The organism is Paraburkholderia sp. JHI869 (genome assembly GCF_038900775.1).
Classification (GTDB): domain Bacteria; phylum Pseudomonadota; class Gammaproteobacteria; order Burkholderiales; family Burkholderiaceae; genus Paraburkholderia.
Window position 1 is genome coordinate 12,441 of sequence record NZ_JAYMSC010000017.1, and the last position, 25,103, is coordinate 37,543.

A 25,103-nucleotide genomic window follows, 5' to 3' on the forward strand; every position below is an offset into this window, starting at 1 on the left:
GATGACGAATAACCATGAACTGGCAGGCGTGACGCACGTAAATACCCCCGCATTGAATCGCTTCCTCGCGGCTGCGAAGCCTTCTGCCACGTACAAGGTCATGGACCGCGTGGCTGCACGGCGCGCAAGCGGCGCCGCTGTCATATCGCTGAGCGCAGGCGAGCCGGATTTCGACACGCCACCGCATGTTTGCGAAGCCGGTATCGCCGCCATTCGCGCGGGCCACACGCGCTATTCGCAAGTGGCGGGGCTGCGGGCTTTGCGCGAAGCCATTGCCGCCAAGTTCCGGCGTGAAAACCGGCTCGACGTGGACTGGCGCGATACGCTCGTATGCAGCGGCGGCAAGCAGGTGATCTTCAACGCGCTCGCCGCGACGCTCAACGAAGATGACGAAGTCGTCGTGCCCGCACCGTATTGGGTGAGCTACCCCGAGATCGTGCAGCTATGCGGCGCCAGATCCGTGATCGTGCCATGCGGCGCGCAAAGCGGCTTCAAGCTGAGCGCCGACGCGCTGCAGGCCGCCATTACGCCGCGTACGCGCTGGCTGATTCTGAATTCGCCGTCCAATCCGAGCGGGGCGGTTTACAGCCGTGCCGAACTGCAACAACTTGCGCAAGTGCTGCTCGCTCATCCGCAGGTGCTTGTTCTTTCCGACGATATCTACGAGCATTTGATTTTCGACGGCCTCGAATTTTTCACGCTTGCTCAGGTCGAACCCCGGTTGCGCGAGCGTGTGCTGACGATGAACGGCGTTTCGAAGGCGTATGCGATGACGGGCTGGCGCATCGGCTTTTGTACAGGCCCCCGGTGGCTGATCGACGCAATGGAAAAGCTTCAGGGCCAGCAAACGTCCGGGGCGTCGACCATTTCTCAGCACGCCGCGCTGGCGGCGCTGAGCGGGCCGCAAGATTTCATCGGCCACTCACGCACGGTATTTCAGCGTAGGCGCGATCTCGTGGTCGATCAATTGAACAGGGCGCCGGGCATGCGCTGCGAGGCGCCGCAAGGCGCGTTCTACGCCTTTGCCTCGTGCGATGGCCTGATCGGCAAAACGACGCGGGAAGGCGCGTATCTCAAGGACGACGAAGCAGTTGCCAACGCACTGCTCGACGAAACCGGTGTGGCAACGGTGCACGGCAGCGCGTTTGGACTGGGCTCGCATATCCGTATCGCCTATGCGCTGGATGACGTGTCGTTGCGGCACGCTTGCGCCGCAATCCAGAATTTTTGCCGCACGCTTGTGGAGTGACCACGATGCTTCAGGAATTTACCCGTTCGGCGTTCTCGTTCGACGTGCACGGCACCGCGCTCGAGCTTTGCGCCATCCACCGTGAAGGCGACAAAGCCCCCATTGTTTTTCTCCACGGGTTCGGCTCCACGAAAGAGGACTACGCCGATATCGTGCGCTACGCCGAATTCGAAGGGCACCCGTTTATCGCGTACGACGCGCCAGGCTGCGGAGAATCGCAGTGCGCCGATCTGCAGAAAGTCGACATACCGTTTCTCGTCGAGACCGCGCTCGCCGTGCTGGAACGTGTTGGCTTTGGCCGCTTCCATCTGGTCGGGCACTCGATGGGCGGCCTGACCGCGCTCATGCTCGCCCACCGGCACCCGGAGCGCGTGCTCAGCTTCGTGGATATCGAAGGCAATATCGCGCCCGAGGACTGCTTTCTCAGCAGGCAGATCGTGGACTATCCGCGCGCCGACGCCGAGCGCTTCTTCAGCGACTTCATCGAGCGCACGCGCCTGGCGCCGGCTTACGCCAGTGCGTTGTACGCCGCGAGTTTGCGCTACAAAGTCAGGGCCGAGGCGGTAGGGCCGATTTTCCGGTCGATGGTCGATCTCTCCGATAACGGCGACCTCATGCGTAAATTCCTCAGCTTGCCGTTTCCGCGGATGTTCATGTATGGGCAGCAAAACGCTTCGCTTTCGTACCTCGATCATATTCGCGGGCACGGTGTGGTCCTGGCCGAAATCGCGGAGTGCGGGCACTTCCCCATGTATTCGAACCCGGTCGCGATGTGGCGGGCCATTGCCGAATTTCAGCGGCGCGCGTGACAGGCCGCGCGTTGCGTGACCCATGATGCGCGGTGGATCGCGACGGTCTTGACGCCCGCAAACGTTTGGCATCCTCAGTTACGTGGGCGAAATCACTGGCGAACGGCAATGCATGCCTTTTTCCTCGCATTCGACGACTCGCTGCGCGGCCTGTCTTGTTCGCGGGTCGGCTCGCCGCCGCCTAAAGTTCGCCTGGCCGTTGCCGAAATACCAGTCATGGCGCGCAAACATCCCGACTATCCCGACAAACCTCCCATCTGGGCAGAGGCGCGTGCGCTCGAGGCGAGCATTCGCGTCATCCGCCGTGCGCAGGGCAAGAAGAACCCCGAGGATTTCCCGGCGGGGAGCCCGGAGTGCACGGCTGCCATGGACGAGTTCGTGCGCGACGTCTGCCGCGCCCTCGAGATCGATATCGACACGCTCGGCAAGGACTAAGGCGACTCCGGGCGACCGTTCATGCCCTGCACACGCGGGAATGCGGATTGCGCGCCGCTGGACGACCGATGACGAGTCCACGAGGTTGCGCGTGAAAACGGCTCTTACGCTCGCGTTGTCGTCATGTCTTGGCGTGGCGTTGCTCGCGACGCAGCCAGCACATGGCGCAGATCCCACCCCCACTCCCGACGCCACGCCGCCATGCGGCCGGCTCGTGGGGGCGAGTGCCGCCGGCAGCTTTGCACTCCGCAGCGGCGAACCGGTCGATTTCGTTTCCGCAGGGCAGGCTACGCACGGCACGCTGCTCGTGTTCAGCGACGGCCCCGTATTTCGCGCGTACTGGCAACCCGAAGGCAGTGAGGAGAAGTACGCGCTGGCCAACGCGGGACCGGATAGCGTGCGCCTCGTTTCCACACCCCCGCAGGGCACACCGGCCAGCGGCGCTCAGCCCGGCGTCGCAATGCAGCCATTGCAAGTGCTTTCGTGTCCGAAGCTTTAATTCCTTTTTGTCGCGCTTTCGGTCCATTTCCCACCATGTGAACCGTCCTTTCGTATCGCGCCGCGACCGACTAGTCTTTTAACGATACCAAACCGACCGGCCCGTGACAGGCGCACCGCGCCGCGCAGCCGCCTCGAAGGAGACAGATATGGAGCTCGAAGCTCGCACCATGGCGCGCGTGATCGCGAGACTCGTGCCGTTCCTGATCATTTGCTATTTCGTGGCGTATCTCGATCGGGTCAACGTCGGCTTTGCTGCGCTGCAGATGAACAAGGCGCTCGATCTTTCCGCGAGTGCGTTCGGTTTTGGCGCAGGGATCTTCTTCATTGCGTACTTCTTCTTCGAGGTGCCGAGCAACCTCCTGCTCGAACGTTTCGGCGCCAGGCGCTGGATCGCGCGCATCATGTTCACGTGGGGCATCATCGCGGGCGCGATGGCGTTCATTCCGGACATCGCCCGCATGACCGGCATGTCGAACGCGCACGTATTCTACGGACTACGTATCTTGCTCGGCATCGCCGAGGCGGGGTTCTTCCCCGGCATCATCTTTCTGCTCACGCTCTGGTTTCCCGCCAAATACCGCGCGCGCGTGGTGGGCTACTTCATGGCGGCCATTCCTTTATCGACGGTGATTGGCGGCCCGGTTTCCGGTGCGCTGCTTTCGCTGGACGGCAAAGGGGGGCTTGCGGGCTGGCAGTGGGTCTACCTGATCGAGGCGATTCCCGCGCTCGTGCTCGCCGTGGCCGTGCTGTTCTATCTGACCGACAAGCCCGCCGACGCCGGCTGGCTTGCCGACGACGAGCGCCGCTGGCTCGTCGATCGCCAGGCGCAGGAGCGCCGGCATCGCGAGAAGGTGCGCAAGTTCAGCGTGCTGGAAGCGCTGATCAATCCGCGCGTGCTGGCCGTGGCGCTGATCTATTTCGGTGCGAACGCAACCAACTACGGGTTGAGTTTCTTCCTGCCGCAGATCGTCAAGGCGTTCGGACTCACGAACTTGCAGACCGGCTTCGTCACTGCGCTGCCCTACGCGGTCGGCGTCGTATCGATGGTGCTATGGGGCCGGCATTCCGACCGGCGCCTCGAGCGCAAGCGTCACGTGGCATTTGCGCTGGCCGTTGCGGCGGCGGGTATTGCGGCTGCGGCCGGACTCGACAATCCGGTGCTCAAAATGCTGGCGCTTTCCATTGCGGGCTTCGGTATTTTCGGCTGCCTGCCGGTGATCTGGACGTTGCCGGCCGCGTTCCTCTCGGGCGCGGCAGCGGCGGGCGGCATTGCCGCCGTCAATTCGCTCGGCAATCTGGCGGGCTTCTTCGGCCCTTATGCGATGGGCTGGATCAAGGACAGCACGGGCGGCTTCGGCGCGGGCCTGCTATGTCTTGCGGGGGCCGGGCTCGTGGGCGCGGGCGCGGCGCTCGTCCTCCATCACAACCCGGCGCTCGAGACACTCGAAGAAACGCCGCAAACCGAAACGCACGGGGAGGGCGGCGTAGTGAGGTCCTGAGTGAGGCCGTCAGCGGTGCATATGCACGCTATTCGCTCATTTCAGGCGTGCCATGACGAGCGTCGCGACTTTTCGATAAACGCGCTTGACCTGTGCCCATGACAGCGCCAATTCGATGAGTCGCCCGCGTGCATTGAGCACGACGATGCGCGACTCGTGCTGGGTCTCGCGATCCGCCCAACGCACCTTGTAGTCGCCGTGCAGCGGCCGGAAGTCGAAATCGCGGCAATGAGCATGCGCCCATTGTGCGATGTATTCGATCAGCAGATTGCCCACCGAATACACGCTGAACGCCTCGTCATAGGTGGTGATCAAATACTCGACGCTGCGCGCGCCGACGAGATTGACCGAAGCCGCCACCGGCTGCCCGTTGACCTGGACACAAGCAACGAGCGGCAGCGCGGTGAGGTCGGTTCGCTTTGCGAGGCCGATGAAAAAATCGCGTACGCGGTCGTCCATCAAATAGGCCGACTCGATTCCGCGCTTGAGCGCCCATTGGCGCTTGTTGGCGAATAGCCACGTCAATACGCGCTCGGTGTCTTCGGCGTTGTCACACCATCCGAGACTGACTTCGCCTTCTCGGCGCAACCGCTTCGCGCTCGAACGCAGCGCGGCGCGCAGCGTCGAGTGCCGTGTTGCGAGGAAATCGTTCCATGTGGGCGCGGCGCGCAGATCGATCGAATAGCCGGGCATCACGCGCCAGCGCGGCGGCAGCGCGCGCTGCACCCATGACTGCGGCGCGGCGTCGAGCGCGCGTTGCAGCGCGCTGCCGGTCTCCAGCATCGGAATGTAGAGCACGTCCGCGTGAATTCGCATGACCGCCCGGACCGCTGCATCGTAGAGCTCCGCGCGCCCGGCGTCGGCGATCAGCGGGCCGCCGTACTCCTCGCCGCATCCGCAACCCAGCGCGTGGGCGGCCCGCCACGCGCCTTTACGCGTGATGGCAACGGGCCATAGCGCCAGAAGGCCACGCGCGTCGTGCACCGTCGCGACTTCGACCCTCGCGCCGCGCTTGAGCGCCGCCGCAACGGCAGCCTCGCAATAGGCGAAGCTGATGAAAGGCGACGAGGCATCGGCTCCGGATAGAAGGGCGCGCCATTGGGGCTCGAATGCGCGAAACGCATCGATGGTCTCGCACGTTCGCAACTCGTACCGCAAGGATGCGGCCGGCGACGAATCGTAGATCGCCACGACGGAGGTCGGCACTTGCGTCTCCTGAATGAATTCGTGGTGCTGATGATTCAGCCTTCGAGGGAAGTGCTGAGCCGGTCTTTAGTCGTAATGCGGCGGTTGCGGTCCGCGAAGGTGTCGGGGCGCGCGCCGCGCACGCTTTGCCATACGACGACGTTCTCGTGGTCTTCGGGTCCGAAGCCGACTTCGTCGTGATCGTAGGGAAACACGCCCGCGAACCAGCGCTGCAACTGTTGGGATCCGTCGAAGACTTCATTACACACGGGGTTATCGTAGACGATGAAAAGATGCTGGATAGTCCCGCTCGTGAGGCCCGCTTCGAGTTTCTCCAGCAACGACGCCATCAACTCGGGGCCGAATGGATTGAAAAGAAACACGACTACGTTGCCCGACGGCACCTTCAAGTCGGCGACATTGGCGTGCAACGCGCGAATGGGCGGCCGTTGCGGATAGCGCCGCGCCATGACGACGGCGTTCGCGTTCGCCGTTCTCACGAGGTCCGCGCTGATGTCGTAGCCCAGCGCCAAAGCGAAAGGATACTCGGAGGCAACGATCATCGGCCGGCCCTTACCGCAGCCAATGTCCATGAACGTATAGCCGCTGATATCGCCCAGCGTGTCGAGTGCGCGGCGGATGATGGTGGGCTGCGAGCCCATGTAGGGCCTGAGTTGCTCGGCGAGTTGGGCGTCGCACTGCAGCGCGTTGGAATCGACGAGGCCGCTCGTGTCCGTGCCGTACTTGAGATCGATAGGGTGGCGACGCAGGCAGCCAGAGTAGACCGCGCGCAATACCGGCACGCGAATGCAGATGCGGCGTATCGGCGGCATGAACATCGCTCGCTGCACGCTGTCGGGCAGTCGAGCCACCGCATTGAGCAGCGGTTGCTTCAGTGCGCGTCCGAGCGCGAATCGGGGGCCGCCGTGTGTCGTTGTTCGCATGGATTGTCGCGCTGTGAACCTTCTGGAATGGGGTTGCCGATCCATCATGATCGCCCCGTGCGACATCGGGCCGCCGCCATTCCTCGGTTGTATTTCGACAAAACGGCACGAATCCGTGGCCTGCTAACGTGTGTCATATGGCCGGCGTAGTGTTTTAAGTGCGGGGTTTGAGTGCGCAGCCAGTGCGGCATGGATGGCGAGCCCTTTTTTCGCACAGTGCGGCGAAAGCGCTTTCATGCTGAGCGCCCTCAATACTCTCCCTGATGTTTCCGCCTTTAATTCCGTGCCTTAATGAGCGTTCGCGCGTGGTTCAGCGCGAATAATGTTTCAGCTTCGTAAGGTATCTGGTGCAGGTGGGTCTCCAGGTTTTTGTCTGCGCAATACTCAACCGGAAGAGGCGAGACGATGAACGCGCGAGTGGATACCGAAGCGCGCCGCAAGCGGTACGCAATGCACCGCCTGGGCCTGGCAATGAAGCGGCTGATGAATGCCGAAGTGGCCAGCGAAAAAATGATGGCGACGCGCTGGGTGAATGCCTGGAGCGCTTCCGTTGGCGAGCGGTGGTTCGCGGCAAGCCCGTATGGAAGGCTGAGTCAAGCGGCGTTAATCCGTGCACCATTAAAGGGCGCAACAGGTTTTCGTAATGGGCAAAAATCGGGCCGCCAATCGTTAATATGAAACAAAACGCATATTTAATTGACCAATGGGCGCGCGAAACGATATTGTCATAATTTAGACATTTCCGCGCTTACCTTGGCTCTTGCAGAATACGAAACCACCCATTCCTTGAACGTCGAACTGGATGGCGTGAACTACGCGGGCGCTTACCGCGTGATGGCCGGAAGCGTTATCGTTTACTTCGAAAACGAAATCAAGTTCGCGCAGTACGGAACGAATCGTCCCGAGATCATCGCGCGCTGGGTGCTCACCGACCTCTGCCGTAAAGCCGATACCCGCAGGCGCAAGGCAGGCAGGCGCTGATTCGTGCGTGCGGAATCGGCATGCAGCCGCACAAGCATTCAGTGCGCTTTCTTGCGCATGTTGCGAAGGTCCTCCCGCACGCGCCGTGAGACGAGCACAGTCAGATAATCCATGACGCGTGCGCCGTCACTGAACTCCGCCCACGTTTGCTCATACATCTTCGCGACGGTTTCCAGCGGCGTTTGCGTTTCGGTCGCGATCGACTTCACGACCTCTTCGGCAGCTTCCTGTTTCATCAACGCCTCCCTGGCGCAAAGGCGCCTGGCGTGAGAACGCGCGTGAACTGACGTGAACGCTATTGCACTGCGGCCGTTTTGGGGGCGGCGTCGTCGCTTTTGTCGCCGTGCCATTGCGCGCGAATTTTCGCCACCACTACGGCAGGCAGCGGAATATAGTCGAGCGCCTGAATCGTCGGCTCGCCGCGCGTGAGCGCCCAGTCGAAGAACTTCAGCGTTTCAGCACTGCGCGCCGAGTGGCCTGGCGTGGCCTGCAAAAGCACGTAAGTCGCGCCGATGACGGGCCATGCGTCCTTGCCTGGCTGATTGGTCAGCACCTGAAAGAGCGAGCTTGACCAGTCCGCATTCGCGGCAGCTGCGCTGAATGTCTGGATGCCCGGCTCGACGACCACGCCCGCTGCGTTGGTCATGGCCGTGTAAGTCAGGTGATTCTGCTTCGTGAAGTCCCAGGCGATATAGCCGATCGCCCCGGGCAAATAGCCCACGAAAGTGGCGACTCCTTCATTGCCATTGCCGCCTATTCCGAGGGGCCAGTGAACACTGGTGCCTTCGCCAACCTTGCGTTTCCATTCAGGGCTCACCTGCGAGAGATAGTGCGTCCAGATCAGCGTCGTGCCCGAACCGTCCAGACGCCGGACGACAGCGATCGGCGTGTTGGGCATCTTGATCTTCGGATTGAGCCGCACGATGGCCGGGTCGTCCCAGTACAGGATCTTGCCGAGAAAGATCTGGCCCAGCACTTCGCCGGTCAGCATCAACTGGCCAGCCTTGATGCCCGGAAGATTCACGACCGGAACCACGCCGCCTATCGCGGTGGGAAACTGCCGCAATCCTTCCTTGCTCAACTGCTCGCTTGTGAGCGGAGCGTCGGAACCGGCGAAGTCGACCGTGTGCGCGACGATCTGCTTGATGCCGTCCGTGGAGCCGGTACTTCGGTAGATCACTTTGCCGCCGCCGGACTTCTGGTAGGCGGTGGCCCAATGGTTGTATAGGGGGGCGGCCAGCGTGCTGCCGCAGCCGGTCACATCTTGCGCGCGGCACGTCAACGCGAAAATGCCGCAAACGAGCGCGGCAATCAGGGGGGGCAATGGTCTCACGAGCTTCTCCCGTTATTCATGTTTTGCGGGATGTCGCGGAGTCGGTTTTCTCCGCGTAGTGACTATTACAGGATGATGAAATGCAGGATTCAAATTGAATCCTGCTATCGTGCGGCGGATTTTTAACGAAGCATTCGAGTGAACTGCACGAACGGATGATGAGGATAACAAACGAAATTTCCACGCAAAGATTCGCGCTGAAAAAAGTCGAATTCCGCAGAGGAAAAGGCGTGATCGAAAGCCGCGAGACTGCAACAAATCTTTCACAAAATTTCGCTACGGTAAGCGGGATTGACCCCGAGTTCGTCTTGACAAAACGCCTGTAATTCCTTACGGAGACGCTACAGATGGCCATCAATACCCTTCGCCCGGCATGGTGCGGCGCTTGTTTTGCCGCACGCCCTTCACGTCTTGCGGTTGCCGCTGCTCTGGTTTGTGCCAGTGCAGGCGCAGCCGCGCAAAATGCGGACGCATTCTTCGGTGATTCGGGTCTGCTCGTTGTGAGTCGCAGTGTTTACGACAACGTGTCGAGCAACGTCACCCCTGGCACGGCGCTGCCGCCCAATTGCAATAGCGCGCAGGCGAGCTGCCCCACGGGCGGTGCGCCCACTGACGGCACGTATCCGGCCGTCTGGAACAACGTGCTCTACGATCCGAGCTTTGGTATCACGTCGCGCATTTTCCTCGATACGATCATGCCGGGAGGCCAGGTCGTTCACACGCTGGAGGTGCCCAACAGTCTGCATCCGGGCCATGACCATGACCAGCTCGTGACGAGCTTCAGCTCCAAGTCCGAACTCGCGCTCAACCTCTCGAGCGACGGTCGTTATCTGACCTTCATGGGCTACGTTGCACCGGTCAACTCGATCGACGTATCGAACTCGAATACGCCGGGCGCGATCGATCCGACGAATCCGGACGGTCAGGCGTTCTATCGCGCCGTGGCCCGGCTCGATGCGCAAGGGCACCTCTCCTTCACGGAGACCAACGCTTACAGCGGCAATAACGGCCGCGCTGCGTTGCTCAACAACGGCAAGGACAACGGCGAAGGCACCGGCTTCTACTACACGGTGGGCAACGCAGGCAACGGTGCGAACCCGCAGCCGGCGGGCGTGATTCTCGGCGCGGGCGCGCAATTCATCGAAGCGACGCACCAGCACGAGGCGCAGCAAACGCCCGGCACGCCCACGCCGCTCGCCAGCTTCTCGGTCACGCAGCTCGGTGCGAAGGCCGACAAGGTGGGCAAGGACGACAACTACCGCGGCCTGACCGTCTTCAACAACGTGGTGTACTTCACGAAGGGCAGCGGCAGCAACGGCGTGAACACGGTGTACTTCGTCGATACCACGGGCAAGGCGTGTCCCTCGGGCGGCGTAGGCGTACCGGTGGCGGGCGCGAAGCTGCCGGCCAACCCGCTTGCGTACGACGCGGCCACACTGACGACCAGCGGCTTGCCGAGCAATGTATGCGTGCTCGCGGGCTTCCCGGCCACGCCGAACAAGACCGCGACGACGCTCTCGTACCCGTTCGGCCTGTGGTTTGCCGACGCGAATACGCTTTATGTCGCCGACGAAGGCGACGGCTATTCGGGTGGCACGGACCTGTACACGCACGCCGCGCAGCAGACCGGCGCGGGCCTGCAGAAGTGGGTGTACAACGCAGGGACGAAGTCGTGGAAGCTCGCGTACACGCTGCAGAACGGCCTGAACCTGGGTACTTCGTACACCGTAGCAGGTTATCCGATGGGTACGAACAGCGCGACCGGCTTGCCGTGGTCGCCGGCCACGGACGGCCTGCGTAACATCACCGGACACGTCGGGCAGGATGGCACGGTTACGATCTGGGCGATCACCTCGACGGTGAGCGGCAACGGTGACCAGGGCGCGGACCCGAATCGCCTCGTCGCCGTGCGCGATGTGCTGCGCAACACCACGGCTTCGGGTGCTGCGAACGAGCGCTTCGTGACGCTGCGCAACGCGGGGTTCGGCGAAGTGCTGCGTGGCGTGTCGCTTGCGCCGGGCAGCGAGTTCGGCAAGTGGTTCTGATCGCCGCGTAGTCGTGCGGAAGCGGCCGGGCGTGCGTCACGCCCGGCCGTTTTTTATCATTGCAGCGCGCGCGCCATTTGGCTGCTGAATTTCGCAACGAGTGGGCCGACCACGTCGCGTAACACGGTCGTGCCGAAACGCCGCTCGCTGCGCTCCGGCTCCACGTCGATGCGGCCTGTGTTGTAGACGTCGTAAAGATCGGCGATGAGCCGGGTGTGATTCTCGCTGAGTCCGGCTTTGAGCAGCATCGGTGTCCACGCTTCACGCGGCAACGCATGGGGCGTGATCGTGCGACCGCTCGCTTCGCAGAGCGCCGCCGCAATATCGGTCACGCTGACCCTCTGCGGTCCTTCGATGCTCACGATTCGCGGTTCGTCTGACTGCTGCGGATGGAGCAGCAACTCGGCGCTCGCCGCGCCAACGTCTTGTGCGGCGACCGTGGGAAAGCGGCGCTCGAGAGGCTGATGCAGACTTGGCAGCACACCGGTTGCGAGCGCAGCGGGAATGAACGCCGCCCAGTTCTGCATATGTTCCGCCGAGCGCAGCAAGGTGAGATGCGTCGCAACGGGCTTCAGCCGCTGTTCCAGGTGGTGATATAGCCGTGTAATGCCCGTATTGATCGGCAGTTCCGCGCCGTAGTCGGAAATGGCGAGCAGCGTGGCGGGCGGGTTCGCGCGCAGGGCGTCGGCGGCGACGTCGATCATCGTGCGCATGGTTGTTTCGGGGTCCTTGTCACCTGACGGGACAGGGCATAGCAGTTGAACGGCGCGGGCGCCTTCTATCGCGGCTGCGACCGATCGCGGGTCGGTCAGATCGGCGAGCGCGATTTCGCAGCCCAGCTCCGCGAGACTCTCTCCATGGCGAGCATTGCGCACCACGGCGCGCACGGGCTTGCCCGCACGACGCAACGCGGCGGCGGTGACGCGCCCGGCCTTGCCCGATGCTCCGAAAATCACGAACATAATCGCTTTCTCCTGGTTTGCGTGGTCTGCGTCATCGTAGGCATACGAGCGCTGGCGGGCGCGCAGGAAAGGATGGCGTTGCGCAGAAACGGATGATTGAATACGTCCACCATTGCGCCGTGCGCGAGCGTGACGACAATCCAGTAGACTGGCTGCAAACATCGCACGATTTCCCGCACGGCTTTAGCGTCGAAGAGGAATGCCATGAGCGCAGTGACTGCAGATTCGAACCGGCAGACTGGAGCAAGCGTCAGCCTGCGTTCGAGCGTTGGGTTGGGCTGGCACGGCGGCGGCGCAGAACTGCTGCGCGTGAGTGCGGGGGAGCATCGTTTTCCCGCGATGACGTATCACCGGATCGGCATTCATGTCGGCACGCCGGTGCGTGCGCGATGCGCGTGCGACGGCCGTCGTCAATCGCGGCTCCAGGCGCACGGCGACGCGGATGTGGTGCCCGCCGGCGTCGAAGGCGAATGGACTGACGACGCGGACTGCACGATTCTGCGCGTGTGGTTCGACGATCGCTTCGTGCGCTCGATTGCGCAGCAAATGGAGAACCCCTGGGGCCAGCGCGAGATCCGGCCGCATCTCCAGTTGCGCGACCCGCGCATCAATGCGCTGGCGGGTGCGCTGCTCGCCGAGATCGATGCGGGAACGGCTTGCGATCCGCTATTCGCCGAAAGCATTTCCACTGCTATGGTGGTGCGGCTGCTCGGTGCAACGGATTCAGCGCTGCGAGGCCGCACCGCAACGCTTGCGACCCACAAGGCCGCGCGCGTGACCGATTACATCGAGAGCCATCTCGATCAACGCCTCACACTTGGCGAGCTTGCTGCGCTCGTCGACTTGAGCGTGCCGCATTTCAAGGCCCTGTTTCGCGAAACGCTAGGCATGCCGGTGCATCAATATGTCGTGCGGCGACGCGTCGAGCGCGCGAGGGCGCTGCTCATCGAAGGCCAACTGAGCCTGAGCCAGGTGGCGCTCGAAGCGGGCTTCTCGCATCAAAGCCATATGGCGCACTGGATGACGCGGCTTCTCGGCGCCACGCCGCGCGAGTTTGCGAAGCGGCCGTAAAAGCGGGGTTCAGCAAAGCGGCGAAATCGTGAGGCGTTGAATCGCCGCTGCTGCGCTCGTTACCGGTTGACGTCCACGACCAGCCGCCCGCGCACACGCCCGGCGAGCAGTTCGCTTGCGGCCGGGATGGCTTCGGCCAGGCCGATTTCATGCGTAATCGTATCGAGTTGCTTCAGGTCGAGCGTTTCTCCCAGCGCGTGCCACGCCTGCTGCCGCTCCGCGAGAGGACGCGTCACGCTGTTGATGCCGAGGAGGCTTACACCGCGCAAAATGAATGGCGCGACCGTGGCAGGAAGATCCATGCCTTGTGCAAGACCGCACGCGGCCACCGCGCCATCGGCGCGCAAACTCGCGCAGACGTTCGCCAATGTGTGGCCGCCAACCGAATCGATCGCGGCAGCCCAGCGCTCTTTTTGCAGCGGGCGGCCCGGTTCGGAAAGCGCGGCGCGGTCGATGACTTCGACGGCGCCGAGCTGCTTCAGATACTCCGCCTCTTGCAGCCTGCCGGTCGAAGCGACTACGCGATAGCCCCGGCGCGTGAGCAGTGCAATGGCGAAGCTGCCCACGCCGCCGTTCGCGCCCGTGACGAGCACGTCGCCGTGCGCGGGCGTGATGCCGTGGCGCTCCAGCGCGAGAATGCAGAGCATGGCCGTGTATCCGGCCGTGCCGACGGCCATCGTTTGGCGCGGCGTGAAGCCCGCCGGGAGCGCAATGAGCCAATCGCCCTTGACGCGCGCCTTCTGCGCGAGGCCGCCCCAATGCTGTTCGCCAACGCCCCAGCCGTTGAGCACGACCGCGTCGCCCACCGCGTAGGCGGGGTTCGCGCTTTGCGCAACCGTGCCCGCGAAATCGACGCCCGGAACCATGGGGAAGCTGCGCACGACCGGGCCTTTGCCGGTAATCGCGAGGCCGTCCTTGTAGTTCAGCGTGCTGTAGCCGACATCGACGAGCACGTCGCCTTCCGGCAGGCGTGCGTCGTCGAGCCCGGCGATACGCGCCTCATACGATCCGGATTCCTTATCAATGAGAATGGCCTTGAACATGATGCATCCTGCTCCTGAAACAGTGAACGGTTGACGGTGCCGCGCCTCACGCGCGAGGCAGCCCGGCGATGAAGCCTTTGAAGAATGTATCGAGCGGCGCCGCGCTGCGAACGAGCCGGGCGCGCAGCACGGCGCCTTCCCAGCCGATCCAGAAGAAAGCGGCGAGTGACGCGAGGTCGATTCGCTTCGCGAGCACGCCTTCGCGCTGGGCCTCGCGCAGGCACGCCACGATGCGCGCCTGCCAGCCTTGCAGAATATGTTCGAGCGTTTCGCGAAAGTCCTCGGGCAGGATGTCCACCTCGACACCGAGGTTGCCGACGAGGCAGCCGCGTGTGTAACGGTGGCGGGCCATGCCTTTGCTCGCGTCTTCGACGAAGGCGCCAAGCCGCTCCAGGGCGGGGCGCGTGTCGTCCTCCAGCCAGCGGTCGAGTTTCGCGCAGAAGTACGCATCGTACGCGGTCATCAACTCGCGCCCGAACGCTTCCTTGCTCTCGAAGTAGTGATAGAACGAGCCCTTTGGAATGTTCACGCGCTTGAGCAGGGCGTCCAGCCCTGTGGCTGCGAAGCTCTGCTCGGTCAGCATTTCCATGCCGGCGTGAATGAGGGATGCACGTGTATCGGCATGCGCGCGCGGGTCTTTCGGCGGCCTGCCGCGGCGCGGTTTGGCAATGGTCGGGTCCATGCCGACGATATTAGACCGATCGTCTATAAAATTCAAGCAGGCGATTGTATTCGAGTTGCTAGTGCGCCAGCGCTTCCAGTTCGCCTCGCAGCACGCCCCACAACGTGCGGGCGGCCAGGACGAGCAGCAGCGGCGTGACGGTGGCGAGCAGAAAGATCGCGATGCCATGCGTGATGGGGCCCGGCGCATGGTCGGCGTAGCGTTCGGCGCAACTCACCGAGCCAGCAAGCGGAAAGCTCACGGCCCACCACGAGAGCCGGAAGGGGCAGGCTATGGCGAGATAGCGCAACCGGCCCACGAGCACGGTGAGGAGAAACAGCGTGAGCATGTAGAGTGCGTCGGCGAAGCGATCGACTTCGCCCGTTACGGTGACATAGGCCGAGAAGCCCACCGCAAACGGCGCGAGCAGAATGAGGAGCGTTGGCTGCAGATTGTCGGCCATGGGCTCCTCGAACATCAGGCGCGCAAAGACGAGCGTGAAAAGCGGCACAGCGAAAAAGAGTCCCACGGCAAGTGCGAGTTGCAGTACGCCATTCACGCCCGTGATCTGGATGGCGGGCGTGGCGAGTGGAATGTCGATGAGCCCCACGACCGGCACGATCCACGCGGGTGTCGCGTGGGACGGTTGCTGACGCTGACTGAGCCAGCGCATGATGACGAACCACGCAAACGCGATCATGCCGATCGCGCCGACAGTCCACACCGCGCGCGCAAACGGCACGCTTAAATCCGCAAGCGGGATGGGAAGCAGAAGCAGGCTGATGAACAGCGTCCCAAAGAGATTGCCGGCCACGGGATGATTGAATTCGGCTTTCACCGCATCGGGTCCGGTGACCCATTTCACGGCGTAGCCGAAGCCGATCATCAGGAATGCCAGCACGGCGAGCACGCCGATGAGTTGTGCGACCCACAGTGGCATGCCGTACATGCGATGCGCGAGGCGCCAGGCCGACGAGAGTCCGGCAAGCCCCATGACCGAGCCGAACAGCGCAACGGGTAGGTAGCCGAGTCGTCCGGCTTGCGCGCTTGCCTGCGGGCTGCCATACGAGGCTGGCGTATCGATGCGATCGCTCATGCGTGGCTCCTGGCCGTTTTTAGATTCGCCTTGGGAGAACGGCGCACGCGCCGTTGGATGTTTTCAAATGTTTGGCATGCGAAATATCTGCGGCGGTTTCACGCCACACGCGATCATAGCGACTTGAGGCAAATGCCAGCGCCAGCAGGGCGCAAGCATCAAAGCCGCTCGATCAGCCGCTTTTCGCTGTGCGCGCAATAGTCGTGGCAGGCTGCGCGCGCGGCGTTCGCCGCGCCGTGCACGAATAGCGGCGCGTCGGTGCGCCGCGACATCGAGACGACGATCGAGGGCGGCGATGGCTGCAACGGCAGTTCCACCACTTCGCCGCGTGCAATGAGGTCGTCGACGAAGAGGCGGGGAATGGCGGCGACACCGAACCCGTCGCGCACGAGCTGTACGATCACGGAAATCGAGGGCGACCCGGTGATGCGCGTGTCGGAAATGCTCACCCCGTTCGCGAGCGCAAGCTTGCTCACGATGTCTTCCAGCGCGCGATGCGGCGCCGTTCCCCGCCCGAACGTGAGGATGGGGTGCTGTAGCACGCGCCGCGCGAGTGAGCTGCGCGAGGGCGGAAAGAGGCCCGCGCGCGCGATCCAGTGCACGGGGTAATTGGCGAGCGCGTCGCACACTACGGATGCCTCGTCGCTGCCTTCCACACGAATGATGAGGTCGAGCTCGCCCGCCATGAGGCGGCGCTGCAACACGACGCTCACATCCACCGCAAGCTCCACTTCCAGCTGTGGATAGTCCTGGCTGAGCCTGCGCATGTAATCGGCGAGCCAGCTATGCACGACCGTTTCGATCACGCCGAGGCGCAGCTTTCCGCGCATGGCGCCTTCGGTGGATGCGGCGGCCTGGAGCTGGCGCGTTGCCTCCACCACGGCTTTCGCGTAGCCCAGCAGATGTTCGCCGTTGGGCGTGAGGCGGAATTCACGGCTCTCGCGATCGACGAGCACTGTCTGCAATTCGTCTTCGAGCGCTTTGAGGCGCTGCGAAATGGCGGCGGGCGTGGCGTGCAGCGCCGTGGCCGTCGTGCGAAAGCTGCGCAGCTTCGCGAGCGTAACGAAGGTTTCGAGGAATCGCGTATTCATGGCGCGTGGGCGAGGGGATGGTCGAAATCTCGGGAAAACCCGCGATTTCGTTAAGAAATTCTATTCGTCCGACTCAAGAAAAACTAGTTGGCGTCAATTTTTTGTCTTTTCTATGCTTTGGCCTAACGAGTAGGCGAGCCGTTCGCCGCGGCTCCTGAACTTCAAGTCACGCCCAAAGACCATGACCCCATACGAATTCCGGCTTGCCGTGCGCACACGCGACTTTTGCGGCCCCACAGCCGGTCATTGCGGCGAGTACGCGCAGGCGAATCTCGCGATCCTGCCCGAGGCGCACGCGCACGACTTTCTGCGCTTTTGTCATGCGAATCCCAAGGCGTGCCCGTTGCTCGGCGTGGGCGAGCCCGGCGACTTTCGCGTGCCGGCGCTCGGCCGCGATATCGATATCCGCACCGACGTGCCCGCGTACAACGTGTATCGCCATGGCGAGCTGAGCGAACGAGTCGCTTCGCTCGAGGCGCTTTGGCAGGACGATTTCGTCGTGTTCGCCATTGGCTGCTCGTTCTCGTTCGAGCATATGCTCGCGCTCGAAGGCATTCCGCTGCGTCACGTGGAGGAGCGCTGCAACGTGCCGATGTACCGCACGCGCCGCGCGAACCAGCGTGCGGGCGTGTTCGCTGGCGATCTCGTCGTTTCGATGCGTCCCATGCGCGGCGCCGACGCCATCCGCGCGGTGCAGATCACGAGCCGCTTTCCGGGCGTGCACGGCGCGCCGGTGCATATCGGCGATCCGGCGGAACTGGGTATTGACGACCTCGCGCGCCCCGAGTTCGGCGACGCGGTTTCGATACGCGCGGGCGAGCTGCCGGTGTACTGGGCCTGCGGCGTGACGCCCCAAACAGCGTTGATGGACGCGAAGCTGCCGCTCGCGATTGCGCACGCGCCGGGCCACATGCTCATGACCGACATTACCAATGCATCGCTGGCGGTGTTTTAGGCGCGCCAGAAGCGCCCGAAATTCATTAGCACGTCTATCAAAAGGAGCAACAGATGGACAGCAAGACACTCGCGTCGCCCGCGGCTGAATCCGCGCCGTCTTCCGCGCAGGAGCGTTCGTGGTACGCGCACGCGTCGCCGCAGGCACGCCAGGCGTTCTGGAGCTGCAAGATCGGCTACATGCTCGACGGCATGGATACGCAAATGCTCTCGTTCGTGATCCCCACGCTGGTGGCGAGCTGGGGTCTCAGCCTCGGCGATGCAGGTTTCATCGGCACGCTCACGCTGCTTTCGTCGGCGCTTGGCGGCTGGTTCGCGGGCATCCTCTCCGACCGCATTGGCCGCGTGCGTACGCTGCAACTCACGGTGCTGTGGTTCGCGATCTTCACGGGCCTATGCGGACTCGCGCAGAACTACGGTCAGCTGCTTGGCGCACGGGCGTTGATGGGCTTCGGCTTTGGCGGAGAGTGGACTGCGGGCGCGGTGCTGATCGGCGAGGTGATTCGTGCGAAGGACCGCGGCAAGGCCGTGGGGCTCGTGCAGTCGGGGTGGGCGCTCGGCTGGGGGCTCGCCGCGCTGCTCTATGCGGTGCTGTTCTCGGTTCTGCCGGCGGAGCTGGCGTGGCGCTCGCTGTTTCTTGTGGGTCTCGTTCCGGCGCTGCTCGTGCTGGTGATTCGCCGATATGTCAAGGAACCCGAAGTATTCCGGAGCGCCAGGGCGGCGCAGGCCGAAGCGGGCGACAAGCCGCGCTTCACGGAAATCTTCGCGCCGAAGCTGCGCTGGACCACCGTGCGCGCGGCGCTCCTCGCAACGGGCGCGCAAGGCGGCTACTACGCCATTACCACCTGGCTGCCTACGTTTCTCAAGAGCGAGCGCCATCTCACGGTGATGGGAACGGGCGGCTATCTCGCGATGATCATCGCGGGTTCATACGTTGGCTATCTCTCGAGCGCGTGGCTGACCGACCGGATCGGCCGCAAGCCCAACTTCATTCTGTTCGCGGCGGGCTCGATGGTGATTGCATTCGCCTACACTTCACTTCCGCTCACGAATGGCTCGATGCTGTGGCTCGGCTTTCCGCTCGGCTTCTTTGCGTCGGGTATTTTCTCGGGCATGGGAGCGTTTCTCACCGAACTCTTTCCGACGCGCGTGCGTGGCTCGGGACAGGGTTTCTGCTACAACGTGGGCCGTGCCATTGGCGCGCTGTTCCCGTTTCTGATCGGCGCGCTCGCGAAGCAATTCGGTCTCGGTCCGAGCATTGGCATCTTCGCGATCGCGGCCTACGGCGTGCTGATCGTGGCCGCGCTCACGCTGCCTGAAACGCGCGGGCGTGAGCTTGAATCGGCTTGATCGTGCTTGTGTGCTTACGCGAGTTCGCGCGCCTTGATCGTGTCGCTGGCGCGCACGAAGTTGCCGGCGCCGAGATGGTGGATCGTATGGAGGTCCGTGTTGCTGCTGTCGAGTTCCCAGTGGCCATTGCGGAAAGCGCGCGAGTCGGCTGCTGCGGCAACCACTTCGGCAAAGCACGTGTCGTAGGCGTCTTCGGTATGCTTTTCGGCAATCAGGCGGCATTCCATCCATGCCGGGCAGCCCGCTTCGAGCAAAGGCAAGCCGAGCTTCGGGCCCGTAATGGCCGCGATATCGAAGCGCTTGAACTTGTCGGTCTCGCGGCCGCTCACGCTGCCCACGGCATAGGTCAGGTCGATTGCGGCGGCGCCCGGAATGATCACGCCGAATGTGCCGCTTGCGTGGATGAGTTCGCGCGTGAACGTGCGCTTGTCGATCACGATGGCGATGCGCGGCGGCGTGAATTCCACGGGCATCGACCACGCGGCCGCCATAATGTTGCGGCGCTTGCCGTCGCTGCTGGTGACGAGCACCGTGGGGCCATGATTGATGAGGCGGCTCGCATGTTCGAGCGCCACCGGCGTGAAAGTGGAGAGGTTTTCCATCGGCGTGGGATTCGCTGTGAGTCGGAACCCGAGCGACTTTACCTCAGAACGCCTCAAGCCGCTGCAACCGGCAAATTCGCCTGCAGATAGATCGACATCGGCGTTTGCAGCGGCAGGCTCGCGGCCGCGCCGCGGTTGTAGTGAGCGAGGATCACCTCTACCGCGCGCACCGCTTCGACGAATGGGCTCTGGTCGAGCACGGCGTCCATCACGCCTTCGGCGAGCAGCGCGCGGCTGATCGCGGTGAGTTCGTGGCCGATCAGGGTCGTTGCGTGCTCACGCTTGAGCGCCTTGAGCGCGCGTGCAATGCCTTCATCGCCAACCGAAAGATTGTAGATGCCGCGTAATGCCGGATACTTCTTGAAGGCGTCGCGCGTGAGGCGTTCGGTCGATGCGGCGTCTTCGCGGCTTTCCACCGTGGCCACGACTTCGCAGGCCGGAAAGCGGCTGCGCAGCACCGAGCGGAATGCGCCGTCGCGCTCTTCGTGGCCGAGGTAGGTGCGCAGGCCCGCGATCACCATGACCTGGCCGCCCGTCTCGCCCAGAAAGCGGCCCATCAGTTCGCCCGCCGTGCGCCCCGCGCAGCGGTTATCGATGCCCACGTAAGCGAGGCGTCCCGTGTCGGGCAGATCGCTCGCGATGGTAACGAGCGGCATCTTGCGCGCCACGCGCGAGAGCGCATCCACCACCACGGGATGCTCATAAGCCACGACGATCATGGCGTCCGCCTTCTGCGCGGCGCGCTCGATCACGCGCGCGAGCGACTTCGGTTCGAGGTCGTCGAAGAACGTGAGCTGACACATCACGCGGTAGGTTTCGAATGACTTTTGCGCAAGCTCGAACCCGTGACGCAAGGCGATGTAATAGGGCGAATCGGGCTTCTGCGTCACGATGGCGATGCGCAGCCAGCGCACCGACACTTCGTCGAGCGCCCGGTCCATCTTGAGCTTGCGCGCCCATTCGAGCACGCGCGCTTCCTTGTCGCGCGCCACGCCGCCTCGCCCGTTCAACACGCGCTCGACCGTGGAATAGCTCACGCCCGAGGCTTTGGCGACATCTTCCATCGTGGGTTTGCGTCTCGTGTTCATACGCGCTTTCCGTGTCTTTTCATTAGACGATTCATTTTGAGGAATTCTCCTCAAGAATCCGTTTGAGAGCGGAAATTCATTCAACTACATTCTAAGCGTGCCAGGCGGGCAGTGACGCAAGGGCCGAACACTACACAAACTGGAGACAACCTCATGAACATGACGAGACTTCGCGTGGGCCGCGTGTGCGCGGCCGCGCTCGCGGCAATGGCGCTCTGTAGCGGATTCGCGGCGAATACGGCCCGCGCCGGGGAACGCTTCGTGATGGTGAGTCACGGCTCGGATTCGAACGTGTGGTGGAACACCGTGAAAAACGGCATGCGCGACGCGAGCGAAGACTTCGGCGTGCCGGTCGATTACCGCAATCCGCCCACGGGTGACACCGGCGACATGGTGCGCATTCTCGAGCAGGCCTCGGCGCGCAACTATGCGGGCGTCATCACTACGGTGCCGAATCTGGAGATGATCCAGACAGGTCTGGCTGGTGTGAAGGCCAAGCATATTCCGCTCATCACGATCAACGGTGGCCCGGAAGCGGGTGTGAAGCTCGGCGCGATCCTGCACGTCGGTCAGCCCGAATACGCAGCCGGCAAGGCGGCGGGCGAGCGCGCCAAAGCGGCCGGCATTCACGACTTTCTCTGCGTGAATCACGGCGCGGATATCCAGGCGCTGTGGGACCGCTGCAAGGGCTTTGCGGACGCCATCGGCGCCGATTACAAGAAGTCCACGCTGGATAGCGGCGAAGACCCGACCGTTATCGAAAGCAAGGTGGCCGCGTATCTGCGCTCGCATCCCAACACCCAGGCGATTCTCGCGCTCGGCCCCGATCAGGCGATGGGCGTGCTGCGCGGCGTGAACGATGCGGGCAAGGCCGGCAAGCTTTATGTCGCGACGTTCGATCTTTCGCCGGACATCCTCAAGGCGATTCAAGCCGGGCAGATCCAGTTCGCAATCGATCAGCAGCCCTATCTTCAGGGATACCTCTCGGTGGCGGCCATGGCGATCGCGGTGCGCGACAAGACCAGCGACCCGGCCCATATCGTCGCCGCGCTCAAGGACGACAAGAAGGTGGCGGCGCGTCTCGCGAAGTACGACCTCAAGCCGGTTTATACCGGTTCGACGGTGAGTTCCGGCCCGAGCTTCGTCACGCGCGACAACCTCGCGCCCGTGCAGAAGTACGCGGGTTCGTACCGGTAAGAGCAGGCGTGAAAGCGACAACCTCGCGCGGAGCACGGCAATGAACATCGACATGAATGCGTGGTACAGGGTGGAGATCGACCGCAAGCGTCTCAAGGCATTCTCCACTCGCACCGACGCGCGGGGGCTCATGCAGGTGGGCGGCTTCCTCGCGCTCGTCGTGGCGACCGGCGTGCTCGCGTGGTACTCGCTCGGTACGGCCTGGGCGATTCCCGCCTTCCTGCTGTACGGCACGGTGTTCGCGTTCAGCGAGGCCGCCGCGCATGAGTTGGGTCACGGGACCGCGTTCAAAACGCGGTGGATGAACGAGACCGCCTACTGGATCATCTGCTTCATGTCGTGGCGCGAGCAGGTGTACAGCCGCTGGCTGCATGCGCGGCACCATACCTTCACGCATCTGACCGCCGAACCTTATCAGGACCCCGAACTGGCGTTCAAGCGGCCGCTCAGCTATTTGAAGCTCGTCACGGATTTCGTGCGTATCTCGCACGGTATGCAGTTTCTCGGCGCGATCGTGCTGCACAGCTTCGGCATTATCACGAAGGGCGCGAAGGAGGTGGTGCCGGAGGCCGAGTACCGCAAGATGTGCGCGAATTCACGCGTGCTGCTCGCGTGCTACGTGGCGGTGTTCGCCTGGGCGCTCATCGCGCATAGCTGGCTGCCGATCCTGTTCCTGTTCGTCTCGCGCGCCTATGGCACCTGGCTGCATGAACTGTGCGCGCTCACGCAGCATACGGGGCTCAAGGAGAATGTGCTCGATCACCGCGTGTCGAGCCGTACGGTGATGCTCAATCCCGTGCTGCGTTTTCTGTACTGGAACATGAACTACCATATCGAGCATCACATGTATCCGAGCGTGCCGTTTCATGCGTTGCCCGCTTTTCATGACGCGGTGGCTTCGCAAATGCCGAAGCCTTATGCGGGACTGTGGCCCGCATGGCGCGAGATTCTTGCGATCTTCGCACGCCAGCAGCGCGATCCCGAGTGCGTGGTCGTGCGCGATCTGCCGGTGGGCAAGCGCGGTGAAGCGGTGGCGTAGCGCCTGGCTTCCGCTCAGGAAGCCTGAGCGCCGCTCGCGTTAGCGGCGCGGCGGCCAAAAGCCTGGCGGACCCAACTTTGCGCGTTTACTACCAGAAGGCCAACCAGCACGAGCGCCGAGCCAAACAGGAAAGCGGGCTCCACGCTCTCGTGCAGCAGCGCGACGCCGAACGCCACGCCGAACAGCGGCGTCATGAACGAGAGGATGCCGAGGCGCGCGGCCAGATAGCGGCGCAGCAGCCAGAACCACACGAGATAGCTCACGAACGAGACGAGCAGCGTCTGGAACGCGAGCGAAGCCAGGGCGAGCGGGGTGCCGTGAAAGTGCGCCTGGCCGGTGAGAAACGCGAACGGCATCAGCACGACGAACGCCCCCGCCAGTTGATAGAAGAGCGTTTGCGTGGCGGGCGCTTCGCTCAGACGGCTCGTACGCACGACAACGGTGGTGAGCCCCCAGGCCGCGCCCGCGCACAGGCCCATGAAGTCGCCGAGCAGCCACAGCGGCGAGCCAGGCGTGCCGCCGCCCAGCAGCGCCGGGCCGAGGAACGTGATGGCAATGCCCGCGAAGGCGATCGCAATGCCGGCCCATTGCAGCCGCGCGAGGCGTTCGTCGGGCAGGCGCAGATGCAGGCCGATGGCCGCGAACATCGGCGCGGTATAGAGAAACACGGCCATGTGCGAAGCATTGGTCCAGCGCAGGCCCATCGCCACGAACACGAATTCGAGCGCGAACAGGCCGCCCGTGACGAGTCCCGCGCCGCGCGCCACGCCTTCCAGCCAGCGCTCACGCGAAACGAGCCGGTTGAAGAGCCACACGAGGGCAGCCGCCACGCCTGAACGCAGCCCGATCTGCAGCATGGGCGGGATATCCCCGGCCACCGCCTTGATCGCGGCCTGTTGCAGACCCCATGCGAGGCATAGCGCCACCATGATGGCCACGGCCGTTGCGTCGACTTGCTTTCTCATTGCGGACTCACTGACTTGAAGTATTCGGCTGAAGTTTGGCAGCAGTGGGCGTAGTATTGATGCGTCGGGATGCGCGCATATAGCGCAAAACTGACAATCGATAGCCCCAGACCGCCATGCCCAAAACGTCCAGCCATGCTCGCCCGGTGCGCCACCTGCGCCTGCCGCCCTTTACCGACGTGCTGCCCACGCCCGTGTTCTTCCGTATGGAGCACATGCCTTCGCACGCCACTTACCCGGAGATGTGCCACCCGTGGGGTGAGTTCGTCTACGCATTCAGCGGCACGACCGAGGTGAAGGCGGGGGACGAACACTACATCACGCCGCCGCATCTCGGCCTGTGGATCGCGCCGGGCACGGAACACGTGGGCTTCAACGAGCAGGAGACGGTGCATTGCTCGGTGTACATCAGCCGCGATCTGTGCACGCGCATGCCGGCAACGAGTTGTGCGGTGATGGTTTCGCCGCTCGTGCGCGCGATTCTCGAACATTTGCGCGTGACGCCGGTGGAGGAAGAGGGCGAAGCGCAGCGCGCGCGTCTGTTGCGCGTGCTCGTGGATCAGCTGTCGACCTGCGCGACCACGGGCAGCTTTGTGCCGCATACCGACGACGCCGATCTCAACGCGATCCTCCAGGTGCTGCGCGAGAATCCCGCCGACAACCGCTCGCTCGCCGAACTGGCCGATGCGTTTCACATGAGCGAGCGCACGCTCATGCGCCGCGCGCAAAACGAGCTGGGCATGTCGTTGACGGAATGGCGCCAGCGCATCCGGCTCGTGAATGCGCTGCCCATGCTGCATGCGGGGCGCAGCGTCGAGGCCGTGGCGCTGGATTTGGGCTACGCCACATCGTCGGCCTTCATTGCAATGTTCCGACGATTGACGGGCACGAGTCCCGGGCAGTTCGTGGCGCGTACGCGCCACGCATAGGGCTCGCGCGCAACGCTTACGAAGCCTCACGAAACCCCACAAAACCCTAAAGATTCCCCACGCGCGCGCCGTTA

General features: G+C 63.4%; 27 protein-coding genes. 14 read left to right on the plus strand and 13 right to left on the minus strand.

Annotation, left to right across the window (positions count from 1 at the left end):
* Position 1 precedes the first annotated feature (1 nt).
* The 5 genes from VSR72_RS25900 (at position 2) to VSR72_RS25920 (ending at position 4,493) form a co-directional block, all read left to right on the plus strand.
* Positions 2–1,249 (plus strand): pyridoxal phosphate-dependent aminotransferase, encoded by a 1,248-nt coding sequence (locus tag VSR72_RS25900; RefSeq protein ID WP_342955205.1) that lies wholly within the window; start codon positions 2–4, stop codon positions 1,247–1,249.
* A 5-nt stretch (positions 1,250–1,254) separates the two neighbouring features.
* Positions 1,255–2,058: an alpha/beta hydrolase gene (locus tag VSR72_RS25905; RefSeq protein ID WP_342955206.1), complete on the plus strand. Its 804-nt coding sequence runs from the start codon at positions 1,255–1,257 to the stop codon at positions 2,056–2,058.
* 216 nt (positions 2,059–2,274) lie between these two features.
* The gene (locus tag VSR72_RS25910; RefSeq protein WP_342955207.1) at positions 2,275–2,493 is read left to right on the plus strand and encodes a hypothetical protein; all 219 of its coding nucleotides are present in this window, start codon (positions 2,275–2,277) and stop codon (positions 2,491–2,493) included.
* A gap of 214 nt (positions 2,494–2,707) precedes the next feature.
* Positions 2,708–2,992: a hypothetical protein gene (locus VSR72_RS25915; RefSeq protein ID WP_342955329.1), complete on the plus strand. Its 285-nt coding sequence runs from the start codon at positions 2,708–2,710 to the stop codon at positions 2,990–2,992.
* 148 nt (positions 2,993–3,140) lie between these two features.
* Positions 3,141–4,493, plus strand: coding sequence for an MFS transporter (locus VSR72_RS25920; RefSeq protein WP_342955208.1), 1,353 nt, complete (start codon positions 3,141–3,143; stop codon positions 4,491–4,493).
* Positions 4,494–4,529: 36 nt separating this feature from the next.
* Here the strand turns inward: VSR72_RS25920 and VSR72_RS25925 are convergent, their stop codons facing one another.
* Entirely contained in the window at positions 4,530–5,699 is a 1,170-nt protein-coding gene (locus VSR72_RS25925; RefSeq protein ID WP_342955209.1) for a GNAT family N-acetyltransferase, read from the minus strand.
* A 35-nt stretch (positions 5,700–5,734) separates the two neighbouring features.
* Positions 5,735–6,622, minus strand: a complete 888-nt coding sequence (locus VSR72_RS25930; protein WP_342955210.1) for a class I SAM-dependent methyltransferase — start codon at positions 6,620–6,622, stop codon at positions 5,735–5,737.
* 405 nt (positions 6,623–7,027) lie between these two features.
* Between VSR72_RS25930 and VSR72_RS25935 the strand changes: the two genes are divergently transcribed.
* Together VSR72_RS25935 and VSR72_RS25940 are read left to right on the plus strand one after the other, a co-directional pair.
* Positions 7,028–7,300, plus strand: a complete 273-nt coding sequence (locus tag VSR72_RS25935) for a hypothetical protein (protein WP_342955211.1) — start codon at positions 7,028–7,030, stop codon at positions 7,298–7,300.
* Between the two features lie 18 nt (positions 7,301–7,318).
* A complete protein-coding gene (locus tag VSR72_RS25940; RefSeq protein ID WP_342955212.1) occupies positions 7,319–7,603 on the plus strand; it encodes a hypothetical protein in 285 nt (94 codons plus the stop codon).
* Positions 7,604–7,641: 38 nt separating this feature from the next.
* On the opposite strand, the gene VSR72_RS25945 is transcribed toward VSR72_RS25940, so the two are convergent.
* Both VSR72_RS25945 and pstS read right to left on the minus strand, forming a co-directional pair.
* Positions 7,642–7,839: a DUF3562 domain-containing protein gene (locus tag VSR72_RS25945; RefSeq protein ID WP_342955213.1), complete on the minus strand. Its 198-nt coding sequence runs from the start codon at positions 7,837–7,839 to the stop codon at positions 7,642–7,644.
* A gap of 59 nt (positions 7,840–7,898) precedes the next feature.
* Positions 7,899–8,927, minus strand: coding sequence for a phosphate ABC transporter substrate-binding protein PstS (gene pstS / locus VSR72_RS25950; RefSeq protein ID WP_342955330.1), 1,029 nt, complete (start codon positions 8,925–8,927; stop codon positions 7,899–7,901).
* Between the two features lie 509 nt (positions 8,928–9,436).
* On the opposite strand from pstS, the gene VSR72_RS25955 reads away from it, so the two are divergent.
* Positions 9,437–10,981, plus strand: a complete 1,545-nt coding sequence (locus tag VSR72_RS25955) for a hypothetical protein (protein WP_342955214.1) — start codon at positions 9,437–9,439, stop codon at positions 10,979–10,981.
* 56 nt (positions 10,982–11,037) lie between these two features.
* Here VSR72_RS25955 and VSR72_RS25960 read toward each other — a convergent pair whose 3' ends face one another.
* Together VSR72_RS25960 and VSR72_RS25965 are read right to left on the minus strand one after the other, a co-directional pair.
* Positions 11,038–11,943: an NAD(P)H-binding protein gene (locus tag VSR72_RS25960; protein WP_342955215.1), complete on the minus strand. Its 906-nt coding sequence runs from the start codon at positions 11,941–11,943 to the stop codon at positions 11,038–11,040.
* On the minus strand, positions 11,934–12,149 hold the full coding sequence (locus VSR72_RS25965) for a hypothetical protein (RefSeq protein WP_342955216.1): 216 nt from the start codon (positions 12,147–12,149) through the stop codon (positions 11,934–11,936). The genes VSR72_RS25960 and VSR72_RS25965 overlap by 10 nt, the downstream gene beginning before the upstream one ends.
* On the opposite strand from VSR72_RS25965, the gene VSR72_RS25970 reads away from it, so the two are divergent.
* Complete coding sequence (locus VSR72_RS25970) at positions 12,148–13,014, plus strand: AraC family transcriptional regulator (protein ID WP_342955217.1); 867 nt, start codon at positions 12,148–12,150, stop codon at positions 13,012–13,014. The genes VSR72_RS25965 and VSR72_RS25970 overlap by 2 nt on opposite strands.
* Positions 13,015–13,073: 59 nt before the next feature.
* On the opposite strand, the gene VSR72_RS25975 is transcribed toward VSR72_RS25970, so the two are convergent.
* The 4 genes from VSR72_RS25975 to VSR72_RS25990 form a co-directional block, all read right to left on the minus strand.
* A complete protein-coding gene (locus tag VSR72_RS25975) occupies positions 13,074–14,057 on the minus strand; it encodes an MDR family oxidoreductase (protein ID WP_342955218.1) in 984 nt (327 codons plus the stop codon).
* 46 nt (positions 14,058–14,103) lie between these two features.
* Positions 14,104–14,739 (minus strand): TetR/AcrR family transcriptional regulator, encoded by a 636-nt coding sequence (locus tag VSR72_RS25980; RefSeq protein WP_342955219.1) that lies wholly within the window; start codon positions 14,737–14,739, stop codon positions 14,104–14,106.
* 58 nt (positions 14,740–14,797) lie between these two features.
* Positions 14,798–15,814 (minus strand): SLAC1 anion channel family protein, encoded by a 1,017-nt coding sequence (locus VSR72_RS25985; protein WP_342955220.1) that lies wholly within the window; start codon positions 15,812–15,814, stop codon positions 14,798–14,800.
* A 158-nt stretch (positions 15,815–15,972) separates the two neighbouring features.
* Entirely contained in the window at positions 15,973–16,905 is a 933-nt protein-coding gene (locus VSR72_RS25990) for a LysR family transcriptional regulator (protein WP_342955221.1), read from the minus strand.
* A 181-nt stretch (positions 16,906–17,086) separates the two neighbouring features.
* Between VSR72_RS25990 and VSR72_RS25995 the strand changes: the two genes are divergently transcribed.
* Positions 17,087–17,860, plus strand: coding sequence for a putative hydro-lyase (locus tag VSR72_RS25995; protein ID WP_342955222.1), 774 nt, complete (start codon positions 17,087–17,089; stop codon positions 17,858–17,860).
* A 53-nt stretch (positions 17,861–17,913) separates the two neighbouring features.
* The gene (locus VSR72_RS26000; protein WP_342955223.1) at positions 17,914–19,209 is read left to right on the plus strand and encodes an MFS transporter; all 1,296 of its coding nucleotides are present in this window, start codon (positions 17,914–17,916) and stop codon (positions 19,207–19,209) included.
* Positions 19,210–19,223: 14 nt separating this feature from the next.
* Here the strand turns inward: VSR72_RS26000 and VSR72_RS26005 are convergent, their stop codons facing one another.
* Positions 19,224–19,811, minus strand: a complete 588-nt coding sequence (locus tag VSR72_RS26005) for a flavin reductase family protein (protein ID WP_342955224.1) — start codon at positions 19,809–19,811, stop codon at positions 19,224–19,226.
* 53 nt (positions 19,812–19,864) lie between these two features.
* Positions 19,865–20,899, minus strand: coding sequence for a LacI family DNA-binding transcriptional regulator (locus tag VSR72_RS26010; protein WP_342955225.1), 1,035 nt, complete (start codon positions 20,897–20,899; stop codon positions 19,865–19,867).
* 153 nt (positions 20,900–21,052) lie between these two features.
* Here VSR72_RS26010 and VSR72_RS26015 point away from each other — a divergent pair, with 153 nt between their 5' ends.
* Complete coding sequence (locus VSR72_RS26015) at positions 21,053–22,096, plus strand: sugar ABC transporter substrate-binding protein (protein ID WP_342955226.1); 1,044 nt, start codon at positions 21,053–21,055, stop codon at positions 22,094–22,096.
* 40 nt (positions 22,097–22,136) lie between these two features.
* On the plus strand, positions 22,137–23,135 hold the full coding sequence (locus VSR72_RS26020; protein WP_342955227.1) for a fatty acid desaturase: 999 nt from the start codon (positions 22,137–22,139) through the stop codon (positions 23,133–23,135).
* Positions 23,136–23,149: 14 nt separating this feature from the next.
* Here VSR72_RS26020 and VSR72_RS26025 read toward each other — a convergent pair whose 3' ends face one another.
* The gene (locus VSR72_RS26025; protein WP_342955228.1) at positions 23,150–24,100 is read right to left on the minus strand and encodes a DMT family transporter; all 951 of its coding nucleotides are present in this window, start codon (positions 24,098–24,100) and stop codon (positions 23,150–23,152) included.
* 116 nt (positions 24,101–24,216) lie between these two features.
* On the opposite strand from VSR72_RS26025, the gene VSR72_RS26030 reads away from it, so the two are divergent.
* On the plus strand, positions 24,217–25,029 hold the full coding sequence (locus VSR72_RS26030; RefSeq protein ID WP_342955229.1) for a helix-turn-helix transcriptional regulator: 813 nt from the start codon (positions 24,217–24,219) through the stop codon (positions 25,027–25,029).
* The last annotated feature ends 74 nt before the right edge of the window (positions 25,030–25,103 follow it).